Source organism: Buchnera aphidicola (Taiwanaphis decaspermi) (assembly GCF_039405155.1).
In the GTDB taxonomy this organism is placed as follows: domain Bacteria; phylum Pseudomonadota; class Gammaproteobacteria; order Enterobacterales; family Enterobacteriaceae; genus Buchnera_M; species Buchnera_M aphidicola_B.
In genome coordinates this window covers 342,820-362,029 of record NZ_CP135049.1, presented here as the reverse complement: position 1 = coordinate 362,029, position 19,210 = coordinate 342,820, and the positions used below count along the sequence as shown (strand labels likewise).

Here is a 19,210-nt window from a genome sequence, read left to right as displayed (position 1 = left end):
AAATATATCAATATTTATATGTTATTTTTGAATTTTCTAAAAGATCATTAATAAAAGAATTTATTATCATTAAATAATGAATGTTTTTTATATAACGTTTTATTTTCTCTTTTTCTTTTTTTGATATTTTTTTATTTTTTATTGAAATTAATTTTATTAATTTAAAATCATTTTTTTCTTTATATATATTATATATAGGTTTTTGACATTTTTTTAATTGAAATATAGATTTTTCAAAATTATTTATAAATATTTTTTTTTTTGATATTATTTGTTGATTCAAAAATTTAATATTATATTTTTTTAATATTTCGTATTTTTCTTTTGATTCAAGACACAAAGCTATTTTTTTGTATTCTCTTAATATTTCTTTGTTTTTTTTTTGTTTAATTAAAATATCTTTGATGTCATTTTTTACTTCGTTTATATTTTTTATTTGAGGTTTTTTGTAAGATATACATTTAAAAATTAATTTATTTTGTTTATTTAAATTTAAAATATGTATTTTATTATCTATATAATTATTTTTTTTGTTATTTATTTTGTTTATTTTTTTTAATATTTGCTTTTTATTTAAAAAATTAGTTTTATAAAAAAATATATTTTTTTTGTTTGTAGATAATAAAATATGTTTAAGATTATTTAATATTTTTTTTTTTTTATTTCTAGATAGAATTTTTTTTATATAATTGTGTGCTTTTTTAAATTCTATAGTTTTTTTTGGAAATATTTTTTCTAAATAAATTATTACAAAACCTTTATTAGATTCTATTATTTTTGATATTTGACCTTTGTATTTCAAGTTTGCTATTTTTATTTCTTTAGGTTCATTATATTTATCCATCCATCCTAAATAACCATATCTATATGAAGATATGTAATCTATAGATTTTTTTAAAGATAGATCTTTAAATGATGAACCATTTTTTAATTTAAACATTATGTTGTAAGCATCTTTAATATTTTTCGTTTGAATAATTCTATATAATTTTTTTTGTTTAATAATAAATTTAGATATATTTTTTAGATAATAATTCTTTATATCTCTTTCTTTGATTTTTATATAAAAATTTTTATAATTAATAATATTAAATTTTATTTTTATTTTTAATGGTGTGTAAAATTTTTTTTTGTTACATATATAATATTTTATTATATCTTTGTTAAGTACATTCTGTTTTTTTATTAATTTGTTAATATTTATTTTTATTTCTTGAATTGTTCTTTCTTGAAATTTTTTTTTTGCAAAATTGTTTATTTCATCATTAAGAACGAAATCTGTTTTTTTAATTATGTTTAATAATTTTTTTATAATAAGGTCATTACGTAAATTATTTATATATTTTACATCATTTATTTTAAATTCATTTAAAAAAAAATCGTGTTTATATTTATCAAATTTTTTATTTGTAAAAAACAAAACAGAATTATTTATTTTTTTTTTGATTTCCTCATCATTTATATTAATATTTATTTTTTTTGCATATTGTAATAATAGAACATTATTAATATATTTTAGAATTATTTTGTTTCTAATATTTGTTAAACATTTGTTTATTTTCTCTATATCATTATATTTTTTTATTTTTTTCTTGTTTTTTATAACTTCTGATATATATTCATCATTAATTATTTTTTGATTTAATGTTTCTCCATTAACTTTTATAATTAAATATTTGTTTCTCAAATAAAAAAAATAATTAAAGCTGGTAAACATTATTGAAAAAATGATTATTAATAAAATTAATTTTTTTAAAAAATTATTTTTAAAATCTATAATTTTCATAGTATATAATAGTTTTTTTAGGATTGAAATTTCTACATAATTATCATCATTTTGTATATAATACAATATATAATGTTTTTTTTTATAAATATATAAAATAACTGACGTAAAATAGAAACGCCAGTTACTTACAATTTTATTTGTTTTTCTGATTATTATTGATATGTATATAAGGATTTTTTTCTAATGATAAAACTAAAACTTCTAAAACATTATTTACTTTATATATACATAAATTGGATAAAACATTCGAAGGTATTTTTTCTAAATCTTTACTATTTTTCTTGGGTATTAATATTTTTTTTATACCACCTCTATGTGCAGCCAATAATTTTTCTTTTAATCCACCTATTGGTAATATTTTTCCACTTAAAGTTATCTCACCAGTCATAGCTATATCTGATCGTACTGGATTAGATGTTAAAGCAGACACAAGAGATGTAAATACTGATATGCCAGCACTAGGTCCATCTTTAGGAGTTGATCCTTCTGGTATATGCACATGTATATCTTTTTTATCATAAAAATATTCGTCTATATTTAACTTTTCATACTTTGATCTAACAACTGTTAATGCAGCTTGTATTGATTCTTGCATAACATCTCCTAAAGAACCAGTATAACTTAATTTTCCTTTTCCAGAAATACATACTGTTTCAATAGTTAGTAAATCCCCGCCTGCTTCTGTCCATGCTAAACCTGTCACTTCACCAATTCTATTATTTTTTTTTGCTTTTCCATAAGTAAATTTTTTAACTCCTAAATAATTTTTTAAATTATTAGATTTTATTAAAACATGGCTTAAAGATTTATTTAATAATAATGATTTTACTACTTTTCTACATATTTTAGATATCTCTCTTTCTAAACTGCGAACTCCTGATTCTAATGTGTAATATCTAATAATATTTAATATGCTATTTTTTGTTATTGTTATCTCATCGTTTTTTAAAGCATTTCTTTTTATTTGTTTGCTTTTTAAATAATTTACTGCAATGTTTAATTTTTCTTCTTCTGTATACCCGGAAATACGTATAATTTCCATTCTATCTAATAATGCTGATGGTATTTTAAGAGAATTAGCTGTGGCAATAAACATAACTTCAGATAAATCATAATCTACTTCTAAATAATTATCATTAAAATTTTTATTTTGTTCTGGATCAAGAACTTCCAATAACGCTGAAGATGGATCTACTCTGATGTCACACGACATTTTATCTATTTCGTCTAATAAAAATAAAGGATTTTTTACTTTTGATTTTGATATTTTTTGTATTATTTTACCTGGTAAAGATCCAATATATGTTCTTCTATGACCCCTAATTTCAGCTTCATCTCTAATTCCTCCTAATGCCATTCTAATATATTTTCTACCAGTAGCTTTAGATATAGATTTTCCCAAAGATGTTTTTCCTACACCTGGTGGCCCAACCAAACATAATATTGGTCCTTTTATTTTATTCATTCTAGTTTGTACTGCCAAATATTCTAATATTCTTTCTTTTATTTTGTTTAATCCATAATGATCATTATCTAATATTGTTTTAGCTATATTTAAATCTGTTTTTAATTTACTCCTTTTATTCCAAGGTATTTGTGTCATCCAATCTATATAACTTCTAATTACTGTTGCTTCTGCAGATAATGGAGACATCATTCTTAATTTATATAATTCATTTTTAGTTTTTAATTTTGCTTCTTTAGTCATTTTAGAAGATTCTATTTTTTTTTTTAACAAATCATATTCATCTGGTACATCTTCTATTTCTCCTAGTTCTTTTTGTATTGCTTTAACTTGTTCATTTAAATAATATTCTCTTTGGCTTTTTTCCATCTGATCTTTAACTCTATTTCTTATACTTTTTTCTACTTTCATTAAATCTATTTCGGATTCAATGATTGTCATTAAATATTCTAATCTTTTATTTATATTAGATATTTCTAAAATAGATTGTTTATCTTTTAATTTGAGAGGTATATGAGCAGATATTGTATCTATTAAACGATCTATATCATTTATATTATTTAATGAATTTAATATTTCTTGCGGTATTTTTTTGTTAAGTTTAATATAACTATTAAATTGGTTAATAATTGTTCTAATTAAAATTTCATTTTCTCTGGAATTTATATTAGCTGAAATAATTAATTTTACTTTTGCAATAAAATAATCACCATTATTAACTAAGTTATTTATTTCAGCTCGATTTAATCCTTCTACCAAAACTTTAACTGTACCATCAGGAAGTTTTATTATTTGCAATATTGAAGATATAGTTCCTATCATAAATAAATCGTCTATTTGAGGTTCATCTTTGGATGCTTCTTTTTGAGCAACTAACATAATTTTTTTATCATTACTCATTGATGTTTGAATGCATTTAATGGATTTTTCTCTACCTACAAATAATGGAACAACCATGTGTGGATATATTACAACATCTCTTAATGGTAAAACTGGAATATCAATATATTCAGAATTATCAGAACTCATACTTAATCTCTCTTAGTTTTGTTTGCTAAGTATTTTAAATTTTTTATTAAAAATTATAAAAGATTATTATGTGAGAATAAAAAATTTATTATGAAAAAAATTGTTAAAAAATATTAAAAAACTATTGTTTATATATAATTTATTCAACAGATTTTTTTTTTGGATCTTTTTTTAAAACAATTAATGGTTTTTTTCTATTTTTAATTACAAATTCATCAATTAATATTTTTTTAACATTTGTTACTGAAGGTAATTCATACATCATATCTAATAAAACAACTTCTAATATTGATCTCAAACCACGAGCACCAGTATTTTTAATTAAAGCATTTTCAGCTATTGCAGATATTGCTTTTTTATTAAATTTTAATTTAATATTATCTAGTTCAAATAATTTTTGATATTGTTTTATAAGAGCATTTTTAGGTTTACACAATATTTTGATTAAAGCTTTTTTGTTTAAAAAATTTAATGTTGTTAATATTGGTAGTCTTCCTATAAATTCTGGTATTAAACCAAATTTAATTAGATCTTGAGGTTCTACTTTTTTTAATAGCTTATATTTTTTTTGTTTTATTTTTTTGTTTTTATTATTAACATGAAATCCTATAACAGTATCAGTATTCATTCTTTCAGAAATAATTTTTTCTAAACCTTCAAAAGCTCCTCCACATATAAATAATATATTTGATGTATTTATTTTTAAACATTCTTGTTGTGGATGTTTTCTTCCTCCATGAGGATGAATAGAAGCTATAGTTCCTTCAACCAATCTTAATAAAGCTTGCTGAACACCTTCTCCTGAAACATCTCTGGTTATTGATGGATTATCAGATTTACGAGAAATTTTATCAATTTCGTCTATATATATAATTCCTTTTTGTGCTTTTTCTACATCATAATTACATTTTTGTAATAATCTTTGAACAATGTTTTCGACATCTTCTCCAACATAACCAGCTTCTGTTAAAGTAGTTGCATCTGCTATTGTAAAAGGAACATCTAATATTTTCGCCAAAGTTTCAGCTAACAAAGTTTTACCACTTCCTGTTGGGCCTATAACTAATATATTGCTTTTGTTTAATTCAACATCAGTATTTTTGTTTTTATGATATAAACGTTTATAATGATTATAAACTGCAACAGATAATATTTTTTTTGCTTTATTTTGACCAACGACATATTGATCTAATTGTTTTTTTATTTCTCTAGGTTTTATAAGACATTTTTTTTTGTTGTTTTTTTTGTCTATTTTTTTTTCTTCTTCACATATTATATTTTTACATAAATTAATACATTCATTACATATATAAACTAATGGACCTGCTATTAATTTCTTTACGTCTTGTTGTCTTTTTCCACAAAAAGAACAGTGTAATATTTTAATATTTTCATCAATATCATCTATCATGTAATAATCCTTATTTAATATTTTATTTATTAATACATAATAAATTATTGAAAAATAATATATTATGTTTTTTTAATTAATATGGAATCTATTAATCCATATTCTATAGCTTGTTTTGCAGATAAAAAACGATCTCTTTCAGTATCTTTGTTAATCTTTTTAATAGTTTTTCCTGTATGTTTTGATAAAATATTATTAATTGTTTTTTTCATATTAATAATTTCTTTTGTATGAATTTCTATATCTGTAGCTTGTCCTTTATAGGATCCTAATGGTTGGTGTATCATAATTCTTGAATGAGGAAGACTAAATCTTTTGTTTTTTTGACCAGCAGCTAATAATATAGCTCCCATTGAACAAGCTTGTCCTATACATATAGTATTAATATCTGGTTGAACATATTGCATGGTATCGTAAATTGACATACCAGAAGTAATTATACCTCCAGGAGAATTTATATATAAATATATATCTTTTTCTGAATTATCTGATTCTAAAAACAATATTTGAGCTATAATAGAAGTAGATAATTCATCATTAATTACTCCTGTTATAAATATAACTCTTTCTTTTAATAATCTTGAATATATATCGTAAGATCTTTCTCCTCTAGATGTTTTTTCTATAACCATAGGTAATAAAGTAAAATTAGTAATTAAATGGTTATTTTTTTTTCTTAACATTATTTAATCCTTAATCATTTTTTATATTTTAAGTTAAAAAAAAATATTATTTTTAATTAAATAAATTAATAAATATTATTTTTATTTTTATAAAAATTATTATATATTATGTTTATTTTTTTATAAAATAATATTTTTTGTAAATATGTGAAATTTTAATTTTGAAATATTTTAAAATAAAAAATATGTATATTTTATTTTAAATATCTATTCTTTTATTAAAAAACCAGTTATATCTAATATAATTAATATTATATTTTTTTATCTTTTTCATATCTAAATATTTTTCTACAATACATTTTGTAAAAAAATATACCATTAAAAATCAAAAAATCTAAATACAATTTATTTTTAAAGTTATATAAAAATTCTTATTATAATTATTAATTATATTTTTTTGTTTATTTAGAATGATTTCATAAACATTATAATATAAAAAAGATAATAATTATTTATAAAATTAATACAATTAACTTTGTATGATTGTAAACTTAAAAATATATTATATACATTATTAAAAAATAATAGAAATCATTTTAAAAAATATTAAATTTATGAGGAAATATATGACATTTAAAAATATTTGTATAATAATATTTATGTTATTATCTACAATAAGTAATAGTTTTGCATCAATATTTGATCCAAAAGGTTATATTTCTATATATCAAAAAAATGTTTTTATATATTCATTTTTTATTATGTTAATAGTTGTAATACCGGCTATTATCATGAGTTTATATTTTGCAATAAAATATAATGAAAATAAAAACAACAAGTATTCACCTAATTGGAATAATTCATTTAAATTAGAATTGATAATATGGGGAATTCCAATAATAATAATTATTTTCCTATCATATATATCATTAATATCTACTCATAAAATAGAACCTAGTAAAAACATACATTTTAAAAATGTTAAACCTTTAGAAATAGAAGTTATAGCATTAGATTGGAAATGGTTATTTGTTTACCCAAAAGAAAATGTTTTTACTATTAATCAAATAGTAATTCCTGTTAATACTCCAATTAAACTTAAGATAACATCTGAAAATATTATGAATAGTTTTTTTATACCATCTTTAGGAAGTCAAATATATGCAATGCCTAATATGTATAGTAAACTTAATCTAATGGCTAAATATACAGGATGTTATGAAGGAATATCTTCTAATTATAGTGGAAAAGGTTTTTCCAATATGAAATTTATAACAATAGTAACACCTAATAAATTAATTTTTAAAAAATGGTTGATAAAAACAAAAAAATATTGTAATCGTGAAAATATAACAAATATCTTTCATAAAAGTGAAAATCATCCAATAGAATATTTTTCTTACAAATTAAAAAATAATATTACTTAACTTTTTATAAACAATAAATTTTATTATTAGGAAATTATATATGTTTATTTTAGGCAAACTTAGTTTATCACAAATACCATACAAGGATCCAATTATAATGGGTACTTGTACTATAGTTTTTCTTGTTTTAACAATAATATCTATATTTATTAGTTATTTTAAAAAATGGAAATTTTTATGGAAAGAATGGTTTACATCAGTTGATCATAAAAAAATAGGTATCATGTATATTATACTTGGTTTTATTATGTTTTTTAGAGGATTTGTAGATGCTTTAATGATGAGGTTTCATCAACTATTATCTTCTTCCGGTAGAAATGGTTTTTTACCTCCTCATCATTATGATCAGATTTTTACTGCACATGGTGTAATAATGATTTTTTTTGTCGCAATGCCTTTTATTATAGGTATAATGAATTTTGTTGTGCCTTTGCAAATAGGTAGTAGGGATTTAGCCTTTCCATTTTTAAATAATTTAAGCTTTTGGCTTACTGTGTCGGCAACTATATTAATAAATTTATCTTTAGCAATTGGAGAATTTGCTCAAACAGGTTGGTTAGCTTATCCTCCATTATCAAATATTAATAATAGCCCAGGCGTAGGTGTTGATTATTGGATATGGAGTTTGCAAATTGCTGGTTTAGGAACTATTTTAACTTCTATTAATTTTTTGGTTACAATTATAAAGATGAGATCTCCAGGAATGAGTTTTTTCAAAATGCCAGTTTTTTCTTGGACTTCATTGTGTTCTAATATATTAATATTAGCTTCTTTCCCTGTATTAACAATAACATTATTTTTACTAACATTAGATAGATATTTTGATTTTCATTTTTTTTCTCCTGAAAAACATGGAAATGTTATGATGTATGTTAATTTAATTTGGATATGGGGTCATCCAGAAGTTTATATATTAATTTTACCTGCTTTTGGCATTTTTTCTGAAGTAGTTGCAACTTTTTCTAGAAAAAGTTTATTTGGTTACGTTTCTTTGGTTTGGGCTACGATATCAATCACTTTTCTTTCTTTTATAGTATGGCTTCATCATTTTTTTACAATGGGAGCAGGGGCAAATGTTAATTCTTTTTTTGGTATAGCTACAATGATTATTGCTATTCCAACCGGTGTAAAAATATTTAATTGGATTTTTACTATGTATAGAGGACGTATTAGAATGCATTCTTCTATGTTGTGGACATTAGGTTTTTTAATTACTTTTTCTATAGGTGGTATGACTGGAGTTTTATTATCTTTACCTTCTGTCGATTTTGTATTACATAATAGTTTGTTTTTAGTTGCTCATTTTCATAATGTTATTATTGGTGGAGTTGTTTTTGGAGTTTTTGCTGGTATAAACTATTGGTTTCCAAAATGTTTTGGATTTTTATTAAATGATAAATGGGGTAAACGTTCTTTCTTTTTTTGGATATTTGGATTTTTGTTTGCTTTTATCCCTTTGTATATACTCGGAATAATGGGTATGACTAGACGTTTAAGTCAACACATAAATCATAAATTTCATATGTTATTAACAATAGCTGCAATAGGATCAATATTAATATTTATTGGCATTATTTGTCAAATAATTCAGTTTTATGTCTCTATTAGAGATAGAAATAAAAATTGTGATATTACAGGTGATCCTTGGGATGGTCGTACTTTAGAATGGTCTACATTATCTCCACCACCTGTATATAATTTTGAAAAAATACCAATAATAAATAAAATAGATCAATTTTGGTTTTCTAAAAAAAATAAAAAAGATAGTATTTTTTTTAATAAAAAACATAAAAAAAGTATAATTATGCCAAAAAATAACAAATATGGTGTTTTTATTAGTTTATTTGCTTTGTTTTTAGGTTTTTCTGCAGTATGGAGAATATCTTGGTTGTTCTTTATTTCAATATTAATTATATTTTTACTTTTATTAATAAATAGTTCCAATAAAAAAAATACATACATTATAAATTATTCCAAATTAAATAAAAAATAATAAAATTATTTTTTTTTATAAAAAGTGATAAATAAATGAAAAATATTACAAATATCAAAAAAAAAAATAAATTAAAAATAGACGAAAAAAAAATTTTAGGTTTTTGGTTTTATTTGATGAGTGATTTTATAATTTTTGCTACTTTGTTTTCTGTATATTTTGTTATAAACAATAATACATATGTTTATAATATAAAAAAAAATATATTTAATTTAAAAAATATATTTAATGAATCAATGTTATTATTATTTAGTTCATTTTTTTATGGTATAGCATCAATATTTGTTTTTTTTAAAAAAAATAAAATATCAATTTTTTATTTTATAATTTCTTTTCTTCTAGGATTATTTTTTATATATATAGAATACAATGAATATTGTGATTTAATACAAAAAAATTGTTATCCTCAAAAAGATAGTTTTTTTTCTATTTTTTTCACTTTAATAGGTTCTCATTGTTTACATGTTATATTAGGAATGTTATGGATGATTTATATTATTTATGAAGTTTGTTTTTATGAAATAGAAAATATTTTATATAATAAAATAATATGTTTAGGTTTATTTTGGCATTTTTTAGATATTATTTGGGTTTTTATATTTAATATAGTCTATCTTATAGGAGTAATATAAATTATGCTTAATAATTCAAAAAATAATAAAAAACTTTTTTATAATTTAGTAAAACCTTATTTATACGGTTTGTTATTTTCTATACTTTGTACTATAGTACCATTTATAATATTAAAAAATAATTTTTTTTCTAGAAAAATATCTATTTTGATAATTATATTTTTTTTGACAATACAAATTATTATACAATTTAAATATTTTTTGAAAGTAAAAAATTATTTAAAAGATTCATGGAGTAATATTTCTTTATTTTTTGCTGTATTTTTATCAGCAATAATATTGATAGGATCTTTTTGGATTATGATCCATTTACATCATGATAATTATTTAAGTAATTAATATTTTATTATGGTTATATATGAAAAAATATTTTGATTTAATAAAACCAGGTATTGTTTTTAGCAATATTTTTTCTGTAATATCTGGTTTTTTATTTGCCAGTAAAAATGATTTTAATATATATATATTATTTTTTGATTGTTTAGGATCATTTTTAATAATAAGTTCATCTTGCATATTAAATAATATAATTGATTCTGAAATTGATCGTAAAATGCAAAGAACAAAAGAAAGAATTTCAGCACTAGGAAAAATAAATTATAAATTTTTTGTATTTATATCTATATGTTTATATTTGTTAAGTTCTTTTATTTTTGTTTTTTTTGTTAATTTGATTTCTTTTTTTCTTTCATCATTTGCATTTTTTATTTACGTTATTTTCTATAGCATATTTTTAAAAAAAAAATATTTTTTTTCTACAATATTTGGAAGTTTCTCTGGAGCTATTCCTCCAATAATTGGATATTGTTCTGTAATTAATAAAATAAATTTATGTAGTGTTATTATCTTTTTTATTTTTGTATTTTGGCAAATTTCTCATTTTTATTCCATTTCTATGTTTAGATTAGAGGATTACAGAAATGCTGGTATTCCTACATTTTTATTACGCTATGGTATAAAAAAAACTAGAAAACATATAATTTTTTATATTTTGTGTTTCATATTTTGCACAATTCTTTTAAAAATATTTAATTATACTAATTATTTTTATTTATTTATGATATCTGTTTTTAATGCAATTTGGTTAATATTAAGCTTATTAAGTTTAAAAAAAATAAATTATAAAAATTATGCTAAATATATATTTTTATCATCCATTGTTATTATATTTATGTTTAATATTTTAATTTCTATAAATAATTTTTTTTAAAACATTATAAACAATTAGATGGTTTAGGCAATCCTGCTATTTTATTTGCTTGTAAAGCTGGACCTTTAGGAAACAATTTAAATAAATAACTACTATCTATTTTTGAATATTTATTATTTTTTTTTAATATTTTCATAATAATTCTTATAGAAGGTGATATTCCAAAAGATAAATAAAAATTTCTAACTAAATATATAATTTCCCAGTGTTGTTTTTTCATTTTTATTTTTTCAAAAAATGCAATTTTTTTAGCTAAAGATTTGTTCCATATATTTATATTTTTTAAATATCCTTCTTTATCTAATATTTTTTTTGATTTATATTTCATATATTTTAACATTTATTTTTTTTAATTATAAATTAAAGGTATGTTGATGAGGAATTATAAAATTTTACCTGAAGAAAAAAAATCTATTTTAATTTTAAGTGTGATATATTTTTTAAGAATGACTGGTATGTTTATGATTGTACCGGTTATTTCAATATATGGAAATCACATTAAAGATACTAATGAATTTCTAATTGGTTTATCAATAGGTATTTATGGTATAACACAAGCTTTTTTTCAAATACCATTTGGTTTATTATCTGACAAATTTAATCAAAAAATATTAATTTACATAGGGTTGATAATAATTTTAATTGGTAGCACAATATCTTATATATGTCAATCTATAAAAGGAATAATATTTGGAAGATTTTTGCAAGGTATAGGAGCTATATCATCTCCTATAATGACATTGTTATTTGATTTAACTAGAGAACATTTACATTCTAAAGTAATTTCTTTTATAGGATTTAGTATAGGATTGTCTTTTTTATGTTCTATATTTCTTTCATTTTATATAGTTAATCATTTTGGCATTTTTAATGTTTTTAGTTTAATATCATTTTTAACTTTTGTATCTATGATTCTTCTTTATTTTACACCTAATTCTAAAAAACATATTTTTAATAGAGAGACAAAAATAATTGGTAATGATTTATTAAAAATTTTATTTAAAAAAAATATTATTAACTTAAATATAAGTATATTTTTATTACATTTGATACTTATGTTTAGTTTTTTATCTATTCCTTTAAAATTAATTGCATTTAATGTATCTAAATTTTATAACTATAAATTATATTTTTTATCTATATTGATATCTTTTTTTATATCACCTTTAATAATTTCTTTTTGTGAAAAAACAAAAAGAATAAAAAAATTATTTATAAATAGTATAATATTTATTATATTGTCCGAAATATTTATCTTTTATAACTTATCTGAAAAATTTTTTATTATTTCAGGAATACAAATATTTTTTATAAGTTTCAATATATTAGAAATTTTAATACCTTCTTTAATAAACAAAATATGTAAAGCAGGGTATAAAGGAACTGCTATGGGTATATATTCTACTAGTCAGTTTTTTGGAGTAGCTTTAGGTGGTATTTTAGGTGGTTACATATTACATAATTTTGAAATAAATTATTTGTTTTTAACAATAATAGTTTTATCTATATTTTGGTTGTTTTTAATAAAAAATATTCCAGAACCTATTTACGTTTCTAGTGTTAGAATTATGATAAAAAATGATTTATATAATAATTTAAATATTAAAAATAAATTATATAAAATTAAAGGAATTATTTCTTTTTTAATTATTCCTGAAAAAAATGTTATATATTTACAAATTGATGAAAATAAAGTTAGCGTTAAAAAAATAAAAAAATTGTTAAAAAAATAATTTTTTTAATTAAACATTTATTTTTTTTGCTGCATTATCTAGTACTGCATTAATAAATTTATGACTATCTATTGCTCCAAAAATTTTTGCTAATTCAATTGCTTCGTTTATTATTACTTTGTAAGGAATGGTTTTTATTTTTATAAGTTCATAAAAAGATAATCTTAAAATTGTTTTTTCTATTGGATTTAATCTGCTTATGGGTCTTGATAAATAATTTTTTATAACATTGTCTATTATAATATGATAGTTGCTAACTCCTATAATCAAATTTCTAAAATAAATAACATCTATTTTATTTTTTTTATCGAAAAAAAAATATTTTTCTATTTCATTTATGTTGTTTTTTGATATTTCCCAACAATATAAAGCTTGAACTGCATATTGACGAGCTAAAGTACGATATTTTAATTTCACTTTTTTACCATATTTTTTATAATATTTTTGATATATACAATGTTTTTTGAACAAATAATATATTTTCTACGTATTTTTTTTTTGTGATGTTATGACTAATACTTTCTAAGTAACATTATAACATTTTAAAAAATTTTCACAATAAAAATATCTTTTAAAATATTTGATTTTTTTTTTAATTTATTGTATTATATAATACAAATAGCGGGGTGGAGCAGTTAGGTAGCTCGTCGGGCTCATAACCCGAAGGTCGTTGGTTCAAATCCAACTCCCGCAACCAACTTTTTTTTATAAAAATCTATTTTTTCTGTTAATCCGTTATTTGTATCTAAGTCATTATATATAGATTTTAAAAATATTTTTTTATTACCGTATATGTTAATTTTTTTTTTTGCTCTAGTTATTGCTGTATATATTATTTCGTTTGTTAATAATTTACCAATATTCTCTGGTAAAATAAAAAAAACTCTATCAAATTCTGAACCTTGAGATTTATGAGTTGTAATCGCCCATGATGTTTTATAATTCTTAATTAAGTATAAAGGAATTTTATTTATTTTACCATCTATAAAAAAAGATACATGCCATTCCATTTTTTTATCATATTGCACGATACCAATATCTCCATTATTTAACATTAAATTGTAATTATTTTTTTTTATCATTATTGGTTTACCTTGATACCATATTTCTTTATTGTAAACAAATATTTTTTGTTTTCTTTTTTTTTTAATTAATTTATCTATTATTTTATTAATGTTATTTACTCCGTAATAACTTTTATTTGTAGTACATATAATTTTATTTTTGTTAAAAAAATACATAACTTTACTTAAATTTTTTTTGTTGTTAACAAAATATTCTAAATATTGATTTACTATTTTAAAAATAATTTTTATAATTTTTTTATAATCTATATAACTTTTTATAGATATAAATTTTATATGTTTGTATTTTTTTAATAATAAATTATTAATTTTTTTTTTTTTTATTTTTTCCGAAAAATTATAAATTTCAAGATTTTTATTAAATCTATAATTTTTATTTAATAAGCAAATATTATCTTTTATTGGAGAATTATTTATTTTTTTGTATTTGATATTATATCCTAAAATTTTATATATAAAATTATGAAATATAAAACTATAATTATATGAAAAATAGTAATGATAAATATCTTTTAATATATTTCCAACTCCTACTGGTCTTATTTGATTAGGATCTCCAACAAATATTATTCTTGTTTTTTTATATAAAGAATTTATTAAAACAATCATAGTATTTATGTCAATCATAGAAGATTCATCTATTATTAAAACATCAGCATTAATTTTTTTATTTTTTTTATTTGGGAAATTTAATATATTTATTTTTAACATTTTATGTAAAGTATGAACTTCTATTTTTTCTATAATTTTGTTTTTTTTTTTAATATTTTTTTTTTTAATAAAAGTTCTTAGATTATATGCAGCTTTACCTGTTGTTGCTGCTAATTTTATTACTAATTTGTTTTTATACATTTTAATAAATGTCATTAATATTTCAAATATTATTTTTGTTTTTCCAGTTCCTGCTCCTCCCATTATAAATAATTGTTTACATAATATAGACATTGTTATAGCTATTTTTTGATGATTAATTTCTTTGTTTTTTGATGAATTATTTAATATATTTTTTAATTTTTTTAAATTACATGGTATAAAATAAGAATTTTCACAAAAAAAATTTGCGATTTTATTTTCATACAACCAATATTTTCTAATATATAACTTTTTATTTAATAAAACTAGAGGGGTGTTTTTTCTACCGTCACTTACAATATCTGTATTTTTTAATAAAAAAATATTCCAGTTTTTTATATAATTGGTTTTTTTCCATATTTTATTTATTATTTTATTTTTTATTCTAAAAAAATTTTTTTTAGATAAAGTTTCAATTAATAGACATGAATTACCATCTTTAACTGTATTACTTACACAAACAGATGCTAACATTAATCCTGGATTTTTTTTAGATATTAAACAAGCAAAATAAAAATCTATATATCTTATGATTTTTTTGTGAGCAAGTTTTTTAAGTAATTTTTTCATAGACAAGTATTTGTATTAAAATAAAAAATTTAATTTTTTTATTAATTTTTCATTTACTTTAGTATAAAATATACCACTATTTTTAATATTTATACCTCTAACAAATAAATAAAAAACTCCTCCTAAATTTTTTTTTATATTATAATTTAATAATCTATTTTTCAAATATTTATGTAATACTAAACTATATATCTGATATTGTATATCATATCTGTTTTTTGTCATTTGTTTTTTTAAGTTTTTAATTTCATAGTTATTTAAAAAATGAGACTTATAATCTATTATATAATATTTTTCTTTCCATTTACATATTAAATCAATAGAACCATTTATAAAACCTTTAAATATATTAAAAGAAATATCTTTAGTATTTTTAGATATTTTATCATATTTTTTTATTATTTTATTTATGATAGAAGATTTTATTTCTTTATTTATATATAAAGAAAATTTCAGTTCCTTTAAATATTCATATTTTTTTATTTTAGACAACGTTAATCCATTTTTATGTAATTTTTTATTATGTATTTTTTTTATTAATAATTTAACAAATTTAAAATATTTTTTTTTAATACTAAAGCATATCATTTCTTTTTTTATATAATTATCATCTATTTCCAAAAAGTTGTTTTTTTTTAAAATTTTATGTAAAAATATACCAAAATTTTTTCCTGATATTAAATTATTTGATTTTAATTTATTTTTTTTTAAATTTTTTTTATATTTATTATTTTTTTTTATTTTTGAATAACTATTTATTTGCCAATTATTATATTTTAAAAAATTATGTGTTTTTTTACATTCATTTTTGTAATAAATATTATTATTTATTTTGTATTTATTTTTACAATTTTCCAATCTTATTACTTTAAAATTTTTTAATTTGTTTATTTTATTTAATATTATTTGAAATTTTTCTTCATTTACTATTTTTTTTTTTTGTATTAAATACCCAAAAGCAGTGTTATGCAAATCATTATTAATTTGTTTATTTTTTTTAATAAAAGATATGCAAATATTGCATAACCATATTGATCTAGTTATTGCTACATATATTAATCTCAATTCTTCAGACATTTGACTTTTTTTTAAAAAATCAATGTTTTTATGTTCTTTTTTAAAAAAATGTTCTTTTTTTACATAATTTAAAATAAAAGGTATCCAGACAATAGGATATTGTAATCCTTTAGATTTATGTATCGTACAAATATTTATTTTTTTATTTATATTATTTTTACGTACACAATATTTTTTATAATAATTGTTAGAATCAATTATTTTTCTTTTAAACCAGCGTATCAAATTATATAAATTAGGAATTATACATGTTTTTTTTTGTAATATTTCTGCTATATGTAAATATTTATCAATTTTTTTATTTATTTTAAATAAAGAAAAACAATTTTTTTTAATATATTTATTAATAAAAATATCTATTATAAAATAAACACCTTTTTTTTTACATAATTTATAATATTCATTAAATTCTTTAATTAAAGAAGATCTATATAATAAATTATTAAAATATTTAATGTTTAAATTAAATATTTTTATAAACATTATTTTTAATAACTTTTTTTCATTTGTAGGATTTATTATAGATTCCAACAAATTCAATATATCTAAAGATTCTTTTGTTGAAAAAACATTTTTTTTTTCAGATAAATAACATGAAGGAATATCAAAATAATCTAATTGTTTTTTAATAATTAGAGATTCTTTTTTATTTTTTACTAATATTACTATATCTTTAATACTCATAGATTTATATTTAATATTATTTTTATATATATATATTTTGTTTTTCTTTTTATTTAAACATTTATTTATTTGAAAAGCGCATATTTTAGCTGACCAATTTTGATATTCGCTAATAGAATTACTTGTTTTTTTTTTTGTCCAAATTTTAAATGTTTTCAATTTTTTGTCTTTTTCTTTAATTTGATATTTTTTTTTTTCGATTGGAGATTTTGATTTTATATATGGTATATTTTTATATATAAATGGATTTTTTATTTTAGAAAATATTGTATTAATACTAGAAACAATTTGGTAGGATGATCTCCAATTAGTATTTAAATAATAAATTTTATTTACATATTTTTTTAATTTAAAATAATCAAATATATTAACTCCTCTGAAATTATATATAGATTGTTTTGGATCACCAATTAGTATTAAGCTAGTATTTTTTTTTTTATTATATATTTTTAGAAACATTTTTTGCTGTGTATAATCAATATCTTGACATTCATCGATAAAAACTACAGGAAATTTTTTCCTAATTTTTTCTCTTAAATAGCATCCATTATTATTTTTTAACATATCAGAAACTATTTTTATCAAATCCTCAAATTCAATTCCAAGATATTTTTTTTTTATTTTAGATATTTTAATAATTTTTTTAATTGCATGTAATATCAATATGTTTTTAATACAAAATATTGTATTACATATTTCATCTATATTATTAATTAAAGAATGATGTATAAAATAAGATTTTTTTTTGTTTTTATTCAATTCAAAAGTAGTAAATCTATATAATTCTTTTGGAATTTCATAATCTATAGTTTTTTTTTGAGACCAACATAATATTTTATTAAACCAAAATAAAATATTTTTTTTATTATATATTTTTTTGTTAAATTGAGAATAATTAATAATTTTAAATAAAATTTTATTCATTTCAATAAATTTTTTTTTAAATTTTTTTATTTTTTTTATATTTTCTTTATGTTTTTTTAATATTTTTTTAAAAGGAATATTTAAATTAAAATATTCTGTCATTTTTTTTTTTATTAATGGTAAAATTTTATTAAAAAAAACATCTGGGGAAATAAATTTTTTTAATATTATATTAGATAAAGAAATAGGTATTTTTGTATAATATTTATTCCAATAATCATAGACAGATTCTAAATATATTTTTTTTGAATTTTTTATAATTTTAGTATATATAGTTTTTTTAAAAAATAAAACGTTAGATTTTAACAGTTTTTTACAAAAACCATGAATTGTGTATATAGAACATTCATTAATTTCATATTCAGCTTGTAATAAAGTTTTATATGCTTTTTTAAAATTAGTTATTTTTTTAATTATTTTATTTATTTCTTTGTTATTACTTTTTTTATAAAAACAAGCTAATTTTACTTCATAAATAATTTTTTTTATTCTTTTTTTTATTTCTTGTTTTGCAAAATTAGTAAATGTTAATATTAAAATATTTTTTGTTTTTATGTTATTATAATTATTATTTATTTTTAATAATAATCTTATATAAAGAATTATTATTGAAAAAGTTTTCCCAGTCCCAGCAGATGCTTCTATCAAAATAGTTCCTTTTAAAGGAATATCAAATATTTTTAATTTCTTCATATTATATTTTTTT

The 19,210-nt window shown here is 18.8% G+C and carries 14 protein-coding genes and 1 tRNA gene; 7 read left to right on the top strand and 8 right to left on the bottom strand.

Going from position 1 to position 19,210, the window contains the following annotated elements; translation table 11 throughout:
* Window positions 1–7: 7 nt before the first annotated feature.
* The 4 genes from RJX39_RS01680 to clpP all read right to left on the bottom strand — a co-directional run bounded on the left by RJX39_RS01680 (window position 8) and on the right by clpP (window position 6,377).
* A complete protein-coding gene (locus RJX39_RS01680; RefSeq protein WP_343192509.1) occupies window positions 8–1,786 on the bottom strand; it encodes a SurA N-terminal domain-containing protein in 1,779 nt (592 codons plus the stop codon).
* A gap of 136 nt (window positions 1,787–1,922) precedes the next feature.
* On the bottom strand, window positions 1,923–4,283 hold the full coding sequence (lon, locus tag RJX39_RS01675; RefSeq protein WP_343192508.1) for an endopeptidase La: 2,361 nt from the start codon (window positions 4,281–4,283) through the stop codon (window positions 1,923–1,925).
* A gap of 139 nt (window positions 4,284–4,422) precedes the next feature.
* Complete coding sequence (clpX, locus tag RJX39_RS01670) at window positions 4,423–5,694, bottom strand: ATP-dependent Clp protease ATP-binding subunit ClpX (RefSeq protein ID WP_343192507.1); 1,272 nt, start codon at window positions 5,692–5,694, stop codon at window positions 4,423–4,425.
* Window positions 5,695–5,756: 62 nt separating this feature from the next.
* Window positions 5,757–6,377, bottom strand: a complete 621-nt coding sequence (gene clpP, locus RJX39_RS01665; RefSeq protein ID WP_343192506.1) for an ATP-dependent Clp endopeptidase proteolytic subunit ClpP — start codon at window positions 6,375–6,377, stop codon at window positions 5,757–5,759.
* A 566-nt stretch (window positions 6,378–6,943) separates the two neighbouring features.
* Here clpP and cyoA point away from each other — a divergent pair.
* Genes cyoA through cyoE form a run of 5 tightly spaced genes read left to right on the top strand, consistent with a single transcriptional unit; the run spans window position 6,944 to window position 11,579 of the window.
* Window positions 6,944–7,744 (top strand): ubiquinol oxidase subunit II, encoded by an 801-nt coding sequence (cyoA, locus tag RJX39_RS01660; RefSeq protein WP_343192505.1) that lies wholly within the window; start codon window positions 6,944–6,946, stop codon window positions 7,742–7,744.
* Window positions 7,745–7,790: 46 nt separating this feature from the next.
* Entirely contained in the window at window positions 7,791–9,737 is a 1,947-nt protein-coding gene (gene cyoB, locus RJX39_RS01655) for a cytochrome o ubiquinol oxidase subunit I (protein ID WP_343192816.1), read from the top strand.
* 35 nt (window positions 9,738–9,772) lie between these two features.
* Window positions 9,773–10,369 carry a cytochrome c oxidase subunit 3 gene (locus tag RJX39_RS01650; protein WP_343192504.1) on the top strand — a complete coding sequence of 199 codons (597 nt, stop codon included), beginning with the start codon at window positions 9,773–9,775 and terminating at the stop codon, window positions 10,367–10,369.
* 3 nt (window positions 10,370–10,372) lie between these two features.
* Window positions 10,373–10,708 carry a cytochrome o ubiquinol oxidase subunit IV gene (locus RJX39_RS01645; protein WP_343192503.1) on the top strand — a complete coding sequence of 112 codons (336 nt, stop codon included), beginning with the start codon at window positions 10,373–10,375 and terminating at the stop codon, window positions 10,706–10,708.
* Window positions 10,709–10,727: 19 nt separating this feature from the next.
* The gene (gene cyoE / locus RJX39_RS01640) at window positions 10,728–11,579 is read left to right on the top strand and encodes a heme o synthase (RefSeq protein ID WP_343192502.1); all 852 of its coding nucleotides are present in this window, start codon (window positions 10,728–10,730) and stop codon (window positions 11,577–11,579) included.
* A gap of 4 nt (window positions 11,580–11,583) precedes the next feature.
* On the opposite strand, the gene RJX39_RS01635 is transcribed toward cyoE, so the two are convergent.
* Complete coding sequence (locus tag RJX39_RS01635; protein ID WP_343192501.1) at window positions 11,584–11,907, bottom strand: TusE/DsrC/DsvC family sulfur relay protein; 324 nt, start codon at window positions 11,905–11,907, stop codon at window positions 11,584–11,586.
* Between the two features lie 46 nt (window positions 11,908–11,953).
* Here RJX39_RS01635 and RJX39_RS01630 point away from each other — a divergent pair, with 46 nt between their 5' ends.
* Window positions 11,954–13,312, top strand: coding sequence for an MFS transporter (locus RJX39_RS01630; protein ID WP_343192500.1), 1,359 nt, complete (start codon window positions 11,954–11,956; stop codon window positions 13,310–13,312).
* Between the two features lie 9 nt (window positions 13,313–13,321).
* Here RJX39_RS01630 and nusB read toward each other — a convergent pair whose 3' ends face one another.
* A complete protein-coding gene (gene nusB, locus RJX39_RS01625) occupies window positions 13,322–13,729 on the bottom strand; it encodes a transcription antitermination factor NusB (protein ID WP_343192815.1) in 408 nt (135 codons plus the stop codon).
* A 203-nt stretch (window positions 13,730–13,932) separates the two neighbouring features.
* Here nusB and RJX39_RS01620 point away from each other — a divergent pair.
* Window positions 13,933–14,009: transfer RNA gene (locus tag RJX39_RS01620), tRNA-Met, on the top strand.
* Here the strand turns inward: RJX39_RS01620 and recD are convergent.
* Both recD and recB read right to left on the bottom strand, forming a co-directional pair.
* Window positions 13,966–15,819 carry an exodeoxyribonuclease V subunit alpha gene (gene recD / locus RJX39_RS02270; RefSeq protein ID WP_428994320.1) on the bottom strand — a complete coding sequence of 618 codons (1,854 nt, stop codon included), beginning with the start codon at window positions 15,817–15,819 and terminating at the stop codon, window positions 13,966–13,968. The genes RJX39_RS01620 and recD overlap by 44 nt on opposite strands.
* 15 nt (window positions 15,820–15,834) lie before the next feature.
* Entirely contained in the window at window positions 15,835–19,197 is a 3,363-nt protein-coding gene (recB, locus tag RJX39_RS01615; RefSeq protein WP_343192499.1) for an exodeoxyribonuclease V subunit beta, read from the bottom strand.
* Window positions 19,198–19,210: the final 13 nt, after the last annotated feature.